This is a genomic window from Lysinibacillus sp. EB271-A1-10B (assembly GCF_058791335.1).
In genome coordinates, this window is record NZ_JBYTDL010000005.1 from 221,391 (window position 1) to 235,422 (window position 14,032).

General features: G+C 41.0%; 11 protein-coding genes and 1 riboswitch. All 11 genes read right to left on the bottom strand.

What is annotated here, in order from left to right; translation table 11 throughout:
• Positions 1 to 64: 64 nt before the first annotated feature.
• Positions 65 to 916, bottom strand: a complete 852-nt coding sequence (locus tag AC3WSK_RS09885; protein WP_079559374.1) for a 3-hydroxybutyryl-CoA dehydrogenase — start codon at positions 914 to 916, stop codon at positions 65 to 67.
• On the bottom strand, positions 916 to 2,121 hold the full coding sequence (locus AC3WSK_RS09890) for an acetyl-CoA C-acetyltransferase (RefSeq protein ID WP_492411919.1): 1,206 nt from the start codon (positions 2,119 to 2,121) through the stop codon (positions 916 to 918). The genes AC3WSK_RS09885 and AC3WSK_RS09890 overlap by 1 nt, the downstream gene beginning before the upstream one ends.
• 198 nt (positions 2,122 to 2,319) lie before the next feature.
• On the bottom strand, positions 2,320 to 4,542 hold the full coding sequence (locus AC3WSK_RS09895; RefSeq protein ID WP_492411921.1) for a heterodisulfide reductase-related iron-sulfur binding cluster: 2,223 nt from the start codon (positions 4,540 to 4,542) through the stop codon (positions 2,320 to 2,322).
• 481 nt (positions 4,543 to 5,023) lie between these two features.
• Entirely contained in the window at positions 5,024 to 5,587 is a 564-nt protein-coding gene (locus tag AC3WSK_RS09900) for a cob(I)yrinic acid a,c-diamide adenosyltransferase (RefSeq protein WP_079559371.1), read from the bottom strand.
• 176 nt (positions 5,588 to 5,763) lie between these two features.
• Positions 5,764 to 7,239 carry an adenosylcobinamide amidohydrolase gene (locus AC3WSK_RS09905; protein ID WP_492411923.1) on the bottom strand — a complete coding sequence of 492 codons (1,476 nt, stop codon included), beginning with the start codon at positions 7,237 to 7,239 and terminating at the stop codon, positions 5,764 to 5,766.
• Positions 7,236 to 8,237, bottom strand: a complete 1,002-nt coding sequence (locus AC3WSK_RS09910) for a FecCD family ABC transporter permease (protein WP_492411925.1) — start codon at positions 8,235 to 8,237, stop codon at positions 7,236 to 7,238. Before AC3WSK_RS09910 ends, AC3WSK_RS09905 begins: the two co-directional genes overlap by 4 nt.
• Positions 8,234 to 9,202 carry an ABC transporter substrate-binding protein gene (locus tag AC3WSK_RS09915; RefSeq protein WP_492411927.1) on the bottom strand — a complete coding sequence of 323 codons (969 nt, stop codon included), beginning with the start codon at positions 9,200 to 9,202 and terminating at the stop codon, positions 8,234 to 8,236. The genes AC3WSK_RS09910 and AC3WSK_RS09915 overlap by 4 nt, the downstream gene beginning before the upstream one ends.
• A gap of 393 nt (positions 9,203 to 9,595) precedes the next feature.
• Positions 9,596 to 9,777, bottom strand: a riboswitch (cobalamin riboswitch).
• Between the two features lie 143 nt (positions 9,778 to 9,920).
• Positions 9,921 to 11,588, bottom strand: a complete 1,668-nt coding sequence (locus AC3WSK_RS09920; RefSeq protein ID WP_492411929.1) for an acyl-CoA dehydrogenase family protein — start codon at positions 11,586 to 11,588, stop codon at positions 9,921 to 9,923.
• Between the two features lies 1 nt (position 11,589).
• A complete protein-coding gene (locus AC3WSK_RS09925; protein ID WP_427481634.1) occupies positions 11,590 to 13,092 on the bottom strand; it encodes a class I adenylate-forming enzyme family protein in 1,503 nt (500 codons plus the stop codon).
• A complete protein-coding gene (locus AC3WSK_RS09930) occupies positions 13,085 to 13,474 on the bottom strand; it encodes a MerR family transcriptional regulator (RefSeq protein ID WP_079559364.1) in 390 nt (129 codons plus the stop codon). Before AC3WSK_RS09930 ends, AC3WSK_RS09925 begins: the two co-directional genes overlap by 8 nt.
• 92 nt (positions 13,475 to 13,566) lie before the next feature.
• On the bottom strand, positions 13,567 to 14,032 hold a 466-nt coding region (locus AC3WSK_RS09935), incomplete at its 5' end, for a hypothetical protein (protein WP_492535025.1).

Below are 14,032 nucleotides of genomic sequence, written 5' to 3' on the forward strand. Positions count from 1 at the left end.
ATGTCACCCCTGTACGTTGTCCCGTTGCATTTCATTTCATTTGAATCGTCCCATCCCCATAGGATTATTCATAAACGTAAAAGCCTCTTCCAGATTTTTTACCTAGCCATCCTGCTGCCACATACTTACGAAGCAATGGACAAGGTCTATATTTACTATCACCTAAGCCCTCATGTAAAATCTCCATAATGGATAGACATGTATCAAGGCCAATAAAATCTGCCAATGTTAACGGTCCCATCGGATGATTCATGCCGAGCTTCATTACATCGTCAATGGCTTCTTTCGACGCTACACCTTCATACAATGCGTAAATCGCTTCATTAATCATTGGTAATAAAATACGATTCGAAATAAAACCTGGGAAGTCATTTACTTCCACTGGCGTTTTCGATAGTTTTACTGTCATGTCTTCAACTGCTTTGTAGACTTCATCACTAGTAGCTAACCCTCGAATAATTTCTACAAGCTTCATAACAGGTACAGGATTCATAAAGTGCATACCAATCACTTGCTCTGGACGATTCGTAACAGCTGCAATTTCCGTAATTGGTAAAGATGATGTATTCGTAGCTAAAATGGCGTGTGCCGGTGCAATCTGATCAATTTGCTTAAAGATGGATTGCTTCACTTCCATATTCTCCACAGCAGCCTCGATGATAATATCTACATCACTAGCATCCTGTAAATCTAGTGACATATTAATACGACCTAAAATGGCTGCCTTCTCATCCTCAGTTTTACGCCCCTTTTCGACATCACGTGTTAGGTTTTTCGTAATGACTCCTAAACCGCGTTCGAAAAATTCTTGTTTCATGTCGTTCAGTTTTACATCATAGCCAGCTTGTGCACAAACTTGTGCAATGCCAGAGCCCATTTGCCCTGCACCAATAACCATTACTTTTTGAATTCCCATCATTCGTGTCCCCCTGTTTTCGGTACTTCAATCATAATCGCATCGCCTTGCCCTCCACCTGAGCAGATAGCAGCAATTCCGATACCACCGCCACGACGTTTTAGTTCATGAGCAAGTGTTAAAATAATGCGTGCTCCAGATGCTCCGATTGGATGACCTAACGCAACTGCACCACCGTTAACATTGACCTTTTCAGCATCTAAATCCGCCAGCTGCTTGCTGACAAGAGCTACTGCTGCAAATGCTTCATTGATTTCAATCAAATCAATGTCAGCTAATGATTTCCCCGTCTTTTTAAGTAATTGGTTAATGACAAGCCCTGGTGTTTGCGGGAAGTTCTCTGGTTCAATCGCAAGCTCTTCATGGCCGATAATCACCGCCAGCGGCTCTCTTCCTTCACGCGCTGCACGTTCCTCACTCATTACTACTAAGGCACATGCACCATCGTTAACGCCAGGTGCATTACCTGCTGTAATCGTTCCATCCTTATCAAAGGCTGGCTTGAGTTTTGCAAGTACTTCTATTGACGTACCAGCTCTTGGTGCCTCGTCCGTATCGACATGAAGCGGCTCTCCCCTACGTTGTGGAATTTCCACAGGTACGATTTCTTCAGCAAAGTAACCTTTTTCAATTGCTGCAAGTGCACGTTCATGACTGCGAACAGACCAAGCATCCTGCTCCTCACGGCTTAACGAATATTCTTTGGCCGTTACATTACCGTAGCTTCCCATATGCGGCCTTGTCTTATCGAAAGCACATGTTAAGCCATCATATAGCATGCCATCTACCATTGTTGAATCGCCCATGCGTAAGCCTGTTCGACCATTTTGTAGATAATACGGTGCATTGGACATAGATTCCATACCACCAGCGATTATTACTTCTTCGTCCCCTAATCGAATTAGCTGATCCGCTAGTGTTACAGCACGCATCCCTGACGCACAAACCTTGTTAATCGTTTCTGTTTTCACTGCTATTGGTAAGCTTGCTTTGATCGCAGCCTGCCTTGAAGGAATTTGGCCCTGTCCCCCTTGTAAAACGGAGCCTAAAATTACTTCATCCACTTCATCAGGCGAAATATTCGCTTTCTCAAGTGCCCCTTTTATGGCGATCGCGCCTAAATCACTGGCGCTTAATGCTGATAGTGAACCTCCAAACTTACCAAATGCAGTTCTTGCTCCTGCTAAAATTACTGCTCTATTCAAGTAAAACACCCCTTTTGTTTTACGTTCTAGAAGAAGTATAAGAGCATCAACGTTGACTGAACGCTCGCTCGACCTCTATCGATGAAAAATGGGAGTTTTAAGTACAACTCCCATTTCCATTTAATCTTATTCTACAAAACAATTATTTATTGTGCAATTTATATTTTTCAGATAACTAAAATATCTCTGCAATAACCATCATTTTTCTGCGCTAGTCTCTACTTTCTCGTTTTGTTCGACACTATCCACAGAAGCTACTACTTCTTCAACCATTACATCCGCTGCTTCTTCAACAGACTCTTCGACAGCTTTCACTTTTTCACCAAATACTGAACGCTCCAATAGTTCTGCAACATCGAATGTACCGATTGTATCCTCAACCTCTTTTGCCTTCGTACCATCCTCAAGCATCGTTAAGCAATAAGGACATCCAGAAGAAATAACTGAAGCATTCGTTGCTAAAGCTTGCTCTGTTCTTGCTACGTTAATTCGGTTGCCGACATGCTCTTCCATCCACATTAAGCCGCCACCTGCGCCACAGCACATTGCTTCTTCACGATTACGCTCCATTTCCACAAGCTTAATACCTGGAATACCTCGTAAAATCTCACGTGGTGCATCATAAACATCGTTATAACGACCTAAATAACAAGAATCGTGAAACACAATCGTTTCATGAACTTCGTAATTTAACGCTAGACGATTTTCATCAATCAATCGATTCAATAGTTCTGTATGGTGGTAGACCTCACCCTTCCAGCCAAAGTCTTGGTATTCATTTTTAAAGATATTGTAAGCATGAGGGTCAATTGTAACGATTTTCTTCACGTCGTTTTTCTCAAATTCATCAATATTCGCTGTCGCCAGCTCTTGGAATAAAAACTCATTTCCTAAACGACGAGGAGTGTCCCCAGAGTTTTTCTCTTTATTTCCTAAAATCGCAAACTTCACGCCCGCCTCGTTTAATAGACGACAGAATGCTAAGGCAATTTTTTGTGAGCGGTTATCAAACGCCCCCATTGAACCTACCCAGAATAAATATTCCATTTCTTCGCCTGATTTTTTCAGCTCTTTCACTGTTGGAATATGAATTGTTGGATCTAGGTCACGCCAATTTTCTTTTTCTTTACGGTTTAAGCCCCAAGGATTGCCTTGACGTTCGATATTTGTCATCGCGCGTTGTGCATCAGGGTTTACTTTTCCTTCAGTCATTGTTAAGTAACGACGTAAATCAATAATTTTATCGACGTGTTCATTCATAACAGGACATTGATCTTCACAGTTACGGCAAGTTGTACATGCCCAAATCTCTTCTTCTGTAATGACTTCGCCGATTAAAGAAGGGCTGTAAATATCTTCAATAACTGCCCCCTCAGCACCAGCTGCCATCGCTAACTGATTCCCCTTTGTTTTAGCAAAGAATTGATAAGGTACCCAAGGCTTTTGCTTAATCTCAACAGCACCAGTAAATGTTAAATGATCACGTAGCTTCACGATTAAATCCATCGGTGATAGCATTTTCCCTGTCCCTGACGCTGGGCACATATTTGTACAGCGTCCGCACTCTACACAAGAATATAAATCTAGCATTTGTTTTTGTGTGAAGTCTTGAATACGTCCAACACCAATTGCTGGAATATCCTCTTCATCTTCAGCATTTTCTAATGCTTCGAAATCGATTGGTGTTAAAGTACCTGTACGATCTAAACGATTCATGTACACATTGATTGGACTCACAATTAAGTGGAAGTGCTTCGATTGTGGTACATACACTAAGAATGTTAATAGAATTAATAAGTGCGCCCACCACATTACATAGAAAACAACTGCCGCTGCTGATGCTGGTAAGAAGCTAAAAATAGCAGCAATGCCAGAAGCAACTGGCTCTGTATAAGTTAGTTCTTCACCATGCCAAATTAGTCCCATACCATTTGCAAGCAATGTGGATACCATTAACCCGCCAATGAATATTAACACAAGCCCATTTTTCCAGCCTCGTTTTAGACGTACTAGCTTTTCTACATAACGACGGTAGAATGCCCACACGACCGCCACTAAAATCATTAATACTACAAGCTCTTGGAAAAATGTAAACACACTATAGAAAATGCCAAGCGGCAAATGTGATCCAGGTGCTAACCCCTTCCAAATTAAATCAATGGCGCCTAGCTGCACCATCAAAAATCCATAGAAGAACATAACGTGAATTAAACCACTCTTCGGATCTTTTAATAGCTTATTTTGGCCAAGTACATTGACCATAAGATAACGAATTCGTTCTTGAACACTTTCATCAAACTCAACCTTTTTCCCCAATTGCACAAACTTATAGCGTGTTTTTAACAGATAGAAAAATAACCCTACTGCATAAAGCACAACCACGACTGTTAGAACAATGTTTGCAATTACTAATGGACTCATGGTTGGTCCCCCCTTTAGTTTGTCGTAAGTTTCTCTCTTTGTAGTAAATTTGCTAGTTCAATCATTATATTCCTATTCTAATAAATGAGTGAGCATTCAGTCAACATAAAACGGAAATATTTCTGATAATTTTATATTCTTACATTTTACAAGAAGAAAAGCCACCCTATTTTCAAAGCGGGCTATTAACCACTAAAGAGATTTATTCACTTATATTATAAATCCGTCTTTTGATTGTATTTAGATATTAAAAAAGTCGATTTGCATCATGTTTTTGATGACAAATCGACTTTTCAAGTGCGCGTGATGCCTATAGCCTTTCGTTCCCCTAATCGCGGTCTCATCTGTGACTAATCCCCGAGAGGTCGCCCTTAGTTGATAAAAACTGAAATTATTCTGATAAAAGCTAAAATTGTTCCGATAAATCTTCTAAGTACTCATTGAAAAATGAATTCATCACAATAACCACAACTTTAGGTAGTTATTTTTTAAAGACATTGCCGCTTCGAATATATTCAATATCCGCAACATTCAATCGGAAATTCACAACACGTGCAACCGCAAATAAATAGTCAGATAGACGGTTTAAATATTTTTGTACAATTGTCGGTACATCTTCGATTTCCTTCATAAGCGTTACCATTTGACGCTCTGCTCGACGTGCTACTGTGCGAGCAATGTGTAAAGTTGCAGCTGCTGGTGCACCGCCTGGTAGAATAAAGCGTTGTAACGGTGGTGCTTCATCTGACAATGCATCAATACGCGATTCCAACACTTCAATCGGTTGCTCTGTAAGCTTATAATGACGCTCCTTCATAACATTAGCAAGGTCACCACCTGCATCAAAAAGCTCATGCTGAATCGTTTCTAAATCAATTAGAATATCTTTGAATAGCTCACGATCTAATTCACTAATAGCCTTGCCGATAAAAGAATTTAATTCATCGATGGCCCCATATGTCTCTACGCGTAAGCTATCTTTGTCAACGCGTCCACCGATAAGACTTGTTTTCCCTGTATCGCCTGTTTTCGTGTACAGCTTCATTTCTCTCATCTCCTAGAATTGTTTTTTATCAATTTCGCCTTGGCGTAATTGCGTCCGGATTTTGAATTGTGCAAGCACAATTCAAAATCCGTGACATCCGCCGGAGGCTTATCTTCATTCAGTAGGTGTTTGGACACCCATTATAAGGAACCACATTAGCAATCATCTCACCACCTTCAACGGTGAGAGTCATTTACTGAATGAAGATAATTTCTTATTGCCTGTACAGTCGTTTCAAAAACGCCTTTACCGATGATCTTACCTACATCAGTAATGGGACCGCCGTACAGCATTTCTTCCCCTTTTTGTGTCGCTGCAATCAATAAACTATCTGTAGCAGTACCTGTTGCAATCGTACCACTAAGCTCATCACGAATATTCTCTGATTGCAATGCCTTTGTTTTCGCCTCATTAGCCGTCATCATTGCTTGGAAAAACGCTTCTTCTGATAAACAGCCATTCACGATGACCCACGTATTTATAGTACCAATATATGGTTCATCTTGTCTTTCATGTGCACGAGATACATCAACAGCATTACCAACCCCAGCCGTAACAACTACAAGAACGCTACCAAAGGAAGCTGGAAATTCATTAATAGCGACAAGATTTGTTGGCACAGCTGTTAGCATAACGACTGTACTTGTAGATGAAAAGTGCTCCTTTTGTAAAAATTCTGCGACCTCTCTCTTTACATCATTAATCACATAATCTATTGGTACAGAGCGATTTAACAGACAATCATACCAACCGATACCTGGATTATGGACAGCTGAGGACACCGTTTTTAAAGGAAACTCTGATTGAAGCTGAATGAAATGATCTGTAACAGTGAAATTTTCTTTTTTAATGACAGCACGTTGCTGATGTTCAACGGAGGCTGGCATCATTGTAATTTGAGGCTTTGGCATTTCTGGATGTGCATAAGTTGCCACTCGTGCATGATAAACGTCCTCGATTTGCGAAGCGATTAATACTTCATGTGGCGCCCCAAATGCCCGCATCCGCCCTTCCTCCATTAGTAATAATTCATCACAGTAAAGAGAAGCTAAATTCATATCATGCAGTACCATAATAACGGTCAAACCACATTCTATTGCTTCCTTTCGTACCATATCTAAAATTTGACGTTGATGCGCAATATCTAGATGGTTGGTCGGCTCATCTAGCAGCAATATTTCCGCTGTTTGTGCAAGAGCCTGGGCGACAAAAACCCTTTGCTGTTCACCGCCCGACAAAAATTCCATCGATGTCTGTTCATAGCGTTTCACACCTGTTTGCAGCATTGCATGTTGCACTGCTTGTTCATCACGATCAGACCAGCTTGAAAAGAAGCCAGTTTGATGTGGATAACGTCCAAGCGATACAGCCTCCCTTACACTGTTTGAAAAGGCATTAGCATGTAATTGTGGCAACACTGCCATCTTCTTTGCTAATGCACGAGCAGTGTAAGAGCTACTATTTTTATCATCAATTAATACAGTGCCTGCTGTTGCTGGTAGTATGCCACTTATTACTTTTAACAGTGTGGATTTCCCACTACCATTCGGCCCTAAAATCCCTAGTATTTTACCTTTTTCAACGGAAAAACTTATATCGTGGACGATCGGTACGTCTTCATAACCACCGGAAAGATGTTCAACAACAATCATGCCCGTACCCCCTTGCCTCTACGTTGTTTATAAAAAATATAGGAAAAAACGGGCGCCCCAATAAATGCAGTAATGACACCTATCGGCAATTCTCTTGGCATAATAATTGTTCTTGCTATTAGATCACAAATAATTAGCAAAGTTGCCCCATTTAAAAATGATAATGGCAATAAATGACGATGATCTGAACCCCAAACCATTCTCGTCATATGAGGAACAACTAAACCAACAAAGCCAATTGTTCCGGAAACAGCTACCGCTGCTCCTGTCAGCATGGATCCACCTACTAAAATAATATATTTACTACGCTTAACATTGACACCTAAATGCTTCGCACGTTCTTCACCGTATAACAGAACATTTAACTCACGTCTTTGTGTCCAAAGCATAATGGAGCCAATAATGACAAACGGAATGATCATCTGAACGTAAGGCCAACCACGCATCGATACTGAACCGAGTAACCATCCGATTACTTGGCGTAGCTCCTCACCAGATAATGCAATCATTAATGAAATCAAGGAACCTAAAAATGAACTAAATATTACCCCTGTTAAAATAAGAGTTTCCATTTTTAGTGAACGGTCTACTATTCTAGCAAAGCCCATAACAGCTACCATCGTTAATATGGCACCTATCATACTAAAGGTTGGCAATGTAAAATGACCGATGACAGGTAATGAAACACTAAAGAAAATCGTCATCACTGCGCCCACTGATGCACCAGAGGAAACACCTAACGTATAAGGATCAGCCAAAGGATTTTTTAATAGACCTTGAAAAGCTGCCCCTGCAATAGCAAGTGATGCCCCAACAAGCCCTGCTAGCATCACTCGAGGTAAACGAATCTTCCATAAAATATTGGCAGCTGTTTCATCGGCTGCCTTATTCCACAATACTTCTAATGGAATATGAACTGAGCCTATCGCTACACCACACCAGATGCTAATGATTAAGAGCGTAATTGCTGTTACATAGGCTACAATTGTTTTACTCATTTAAACGCCTCTGGGTAAACAGCCTTTGCTATTTCCTCAAGACCATCTGCTAATCGTGGACCTTGACGACTTGTCGTACTTTTATCCACTTGTACAATCGCTTTATTTTTTACGGCAGTAATTGTCTCAAAGCCTGGACGTTGTGGAATTTTCTTTAAAATATTCGGTACATAATTATATGCCACAACAATGACATCTGGATTTTTCGCGATAATTTGTTCAGCATCAATTGGATACCAGTCATCATTTACATCTGCTGCCACATTTTCAGCATGAATCATTTCTAGCATTTCATTCATAAATGTACCTTTACCAGCTGTATAAATCTGTGGCTCATCCGACGATTCTACAAAGACTTTCTTTGGCTCAACACCCTCAAGTTTTGTTTCAACTTCTTTAACTTTTGCCTTCATATTTGTGACAATTTTCTTAGCTTCTTCTAGTTTTCCTGTTGCACGACCAAGCTGTTTAATCGTCATGTAAGTCTCATTAAAGTTTTTAGCATCCGCTACAACAAATACTTTCACACCTGCAGCCTCAAGCTGTTCAATTGCTCCTTTTGAAAAACTCATACCCGATGCATGTGCAAAAACGATATCTGGCGTTAACGCAATAATTTGTTCAATATTATAATCTGTACCGCCAACCTTATCTTTTTTAGTAGCCTCTGCTGGATAATCGTCATTATCTGATACACCCACTATTTCATCATTTAAGCCAAGACCAAATAAAATTTCAGTGTTACTCGGAATAAGAGAGACTATTTTCTCAGGGGGTGCTTCTAGCGTAATGTCTTTGCCAGTAGCATCCGTTATCTTTATTGGGAATGTTGCTTGATCTACTTTTGATGTCTCTTGCTGCTCAGCAGATGACGGCTTGTCATTTGTCGCCTCTTTTGTGTTGCATGCTGCAAGCAAGCTAACAGCTAAAAATGCTGATAATCCTATTTTCCAAAATTTCTTCATGTGAATCCCCCTTAGTCTATCTGTGCATAAAGTATTTAACGACTTGTTTTTCTGATTGATCGACACATTTTGGGTTTTTATCGTTTAAGGTTGTGGAGTTGTCGCGCAACATTGGGTTTATCTCTTAACGCTGCGGGTTATCGCCCAACTTTTTGAGTTTATCACCCAACATTGTGGATTTATCGCCTACACCGTGAGTTTCCGCACAACATTGTGGGGGTTATTACCCAACTTTTTAGGTTTATCACCTAACATTGTAGGGTTATCGCCCTCTTTGTCAAATTTATCGATATTCAGCTTACAAAACAAATACCCCTCATCATAAAAAAATGAGGGGGTCAAATTTGCACAATATACATATACAAAATCCACCATCCTATCCTCGTAGGCTACAACGTGTTTTCTATAAAGGCAGGTCTCCTGGCTCGTGCTTCTACGCTTTTTCAAGCCTTCCCGAAATTTTCAGTGGCGCAGATTGAAAAAACTCACACTTACAGTGGCGGGACCGCATCGGAATTACACCGATTTCCCTTTTCACTTTACTTAAGTAAAGAACCTTTATAATATTCAGTTGATTGTATTATACATGAAAATCAAAGAAGTCGCCTCCATTCGAGACGACTCTTCATCAAATCAATTATGCTCAGTATAATCGCCACAGGACGTGGCATTCTTTGACTGGGTTCCTCTATTTTGTTTGGACACCCGCTGCAAAAAGTTAAACAATGTCTGAAAAATACTGTACCGTTTTCATTGGTGCACCCATTTCTCGTAATGCCCATGTGTTCTCTAAATAAATATCTGCTAGCTTCTCATATTTGCCGCCGAATCTGTGTGCCCATTCAACTGCTACAACACTTTCATATACATGTGCCATTTGCTCTGCGACCTTTTTTGCCTCAAACGTTTTTGTTGCATCATCTAAACGGCTAAATGTTTGCAAAGTTGAATCTAGCTTTGCTAATTGCTCTACTACAATTTCAACTAATGAATTGTCAGCTAGTTTTTCTAGACGTTCCTCCATGACACGAACAAACATTTCATGCACATGAAACTTATCAACTAAGCGAATGAGCTCTAATGCTAAAATATTCGCAGTCCCCTCCCACACGGTAAGGACCTGAGCATCTCTTAATAACCGTGGTGTAACAAAATCTTCAATATAGCCGTTTCCGCCATGTAATTCAATGGCTTCACTCGCATAATGCACAGCTTGCTCTGCCGTTTCTTTTTTCATGATTGCAATATACAAGCGATTCAAAATGATGTCCTCTTTATTCCCCTGCCCACTAGTTACTTTATCGTACAGCTGAATAAGGTCAAAAACTGTGGCAACTTCTACATGAAGCTTGGCAGCGAATTTTCCTAGTGTATCCTGAATCATAGGATATTGCGTTAAAGGTTTACCAAATGCATGGCGATTTGCCACATAGTGCTTCGCCTCTAAATAACCGCGGCGCATGATGCCGATAGAGGCAACTGCATTGCAAATTCTTGATAAATTAAGCGCCTCCAACATATAGTAAATCCCTTTATTTAGGTCACCGACAACATATGCTAGCGCCCCATCAAATTCCACCTCACCAGAAGGTACTGCTCTAACACCAAGTTTATCCTTTAAACGCCGAACACGCAGGTTATTAACTGTGCCATCATCCTTTCTCCATGGAACTGCAAACAATGTTAAACCCTTTGAACCTGCCTGAGCCCCTTCTATGCGTGCCAATACCATGGTCACTCCACACATTCCAGCGTTAGATGCAAAATATTTCTCACCATATAAACGATACTGCTTGCCGTCCTGCCTTGCCTCTACAACATTCGCTCCGACATCAGAGCCACCTTGGCGCTCCGTTAAAAATGTAGCCCCCTCATAGAGCTCTGTCTCTCCAGTTGCACAAACATGTGGTAAAAAGCGCTCCTTCACCTCATCACTCGCATAATGATCAAGTAAATAAGCAGTTGCCATCGTTAACGTAACAGGACAGTAAAAGCCTGGTTCAGCATGTGATAGTATATAGCCTTGAGCAAAGCTATACACATAGTTGCCCTTTCTACCTAATTGCGGAATATCTTTATGCACATAGCCAACAATGCCAGTATTGTACGTCTCTTCAATTGTTTTTTTATAGCCGTCATTGACCCAAATCTCCGACACTTCTTCACCATAAGCATTATACCTTTGTAATCGAGGTTCACCCTCTCTATCCGTATGTTTAGCTCTCACATCAATATCTCCGGCACAAAGCTCACCGAAATCCGTTAGCTCACGTGTTGCATATTCCGCAAACTCTTTATCTAGCATCATTTCTAAAACGTTTTGAAGTGTATCATTCTCTTTAAAAAAGTTTGTTGTTTTCAGTTCTTCCTGCTGTAAAACCTTCATTTTATCTCACCTCTTGTCCTTTCAACGTTTGTTTTAGTATTTTGCCTGATGCATTTCGTGGTAGCGCTTCCACACGTTCAAAGATGCGTGGAATTTTATATTTAGCAAGATGCTCCTCCAAATAAGCTTTAAGTTCGTTCTCGTCAATTTCTGTTTTAGCAGCATAAACAGCCTTCACCGTTTCTCCCCACTCCGGATGCGGTACACCTATTACAGCAACTTCAAATATTCCCTCATAGCTCAACATACGATCTTCGATTTCTTTCGGATAAATATTCACACCGCCTGAAAAAATGACATCCTTTTTACGATCGACAATCCAAATATAGCCGTCCTCATCTAAGCGAGCTAAGTCACCTGTTTTCAGCCAACCATCTATAAATGCAGCCTTTGTTGCGATATCATCCTTGTAATAACCCACCATATTGCTCTCACCGAACAACACAATTTCTCCTACTTCACCAACACTGACATCTTCTCCATTGTCGTTGATAATACGCAGCTCCGCTCCAAGTGGTGCACGTCGTCCAACGCTCCCCGCCTTCGTTGCATGCTCTTCACCAAGCAATATTGAACCGTTTGGACCAGCCTCTGTTAAGCCATAGACACAAGTTAAATTTTCTGTTCTAAAAGCTTTTTGTAAATGACGGACTTCGTTTTGTGATAACGGTGCGCCACCATATGCCCACCATTTCATCGATGATAAATCAGCTGTTTGCAATCTTGGCAGTTGGGCAGTTAACAAATATGCGACAGGTGCTCCAAAGAAATGCGTTGTCCGCTCCTGCTCCATTGAATCAATAAATAAATCAGGTGTAAACGTTGGTGTTAACACGTTTGTTGATCCTACAAGTACCCCGGCCATTAAAAATAAATGTAATGGAGCTGAATGCGTTAACGGCATCATTAGAAGGATCCGGCTTTCTGGCTTTACTTCCATTTCCACTGCAATCATTTGCGCTACAGATAAAATATTACGATAACTAAACAACACACCCTTTGGTTTTCCCGTTGTACCCGATGTATATAAAATCGTTGAGACATCCTCTTCATTCAACTGGCAATCAATTGTTTGAGTGCTCGCATGTTCAATAAGTGTTTCATAGTTTAGCCAGCCTACGTGCTCTTGACCCGTTTTGATTTTCAAAGGAACTACTGTGATGTTTTCAACTGCTGCAAAAATTGCCTCATGCACTAAAATAGCTTTAGCATCAGCATGCCGAGCTACATACTCGACCTCCTGCAACGTAAATTTCGCATTTACTGGAACGACAATAGCCCCGATGCGCTGAATAGCAAAATAGCTAACAACAAACTCTACAACATTTGGCATAAAAATGATTACATTATCGCCTTGTCGCACACCCTGCTCTACTAAAGCATGACTAAAACGTGTCACTTGCTCATCTAAATCACGATAAGTTACTCGTCTTCCCTGACAAATAACCGCTTCACTCATAGGGTATTTTCGCGCATTCCGTGCTAACAAATTAGAACTATTCATCTAGCATCTCTCCCTTTAAAGTCGCTAATTTTTCTGTAAATATGCCTTGTAATTGCTGTATCTCTTTTTTCATCTGTACAAGCTCTGCGATTTTGCCATCAATCTCTTCAATTTTTTGTTCCCCATATTCGACCGTACGCTCCAACTGCTGAATGCCCGTGCGATCATAATCAAACAGCAATACCATCTCCTTAATTTCCTCAAGTGAAAAACCGTACCGCTTTCCTCGGAAAATAAGCTTAAGCTTCGCTAATTCTTTTTTTGAAAAGGTTCGTTGATTAGTAGATGATCGATTGGGATGAAGCAGCCCCAGCTCCTCATAATAGCGAATTGTCCGTGTTGAAACCTTAAACTGCTTAGCCACTTCTTGAATCGTCTTCAACACCATCTCCCCTTTCCCATTTTTCATCAGTATATCATTGACGCTAACGTAAACTTCAACAAAATATCTGAATTTTACAGAAAATTATAGTTTTAGAGAGATGAATCTGTTTGTTTCGGGGATTTTACGCGGCACTTTGATGGTTCAACCCATGACTTTGGGGTTCTATCCATGATTTTGATGGTTCTATCCACGATTTTTGGGATTCTATCCACGACTTTCGGGATTCTATCCACGAATTTCGGGGTTCTATCCACGATTTTGGGGATTCTATCCATGACTTCAATTTCCGTCGCTTCAGCGGTTCTTTCTGTCACTTCGACTGTTCTTTCCGTCGCCCCGGCCACTCCTTCCGTCACCCCAGCCACTCCTTCCGTCACCCCAGCCACTCCTTCCGTCACCCCGGCCACTCTTTCCGTCACCTCAACCGCTCTTTCCGTCACCTCAACCGCTCTTTCCGTCACCTCAACCGCTCTTTCCGTCACCTCAACCGCTCTTTCCGTCACCTCAACCGCTCTTTCCGTCACCTCAACCGCTCTTTCCGTCACCTCAACCGCT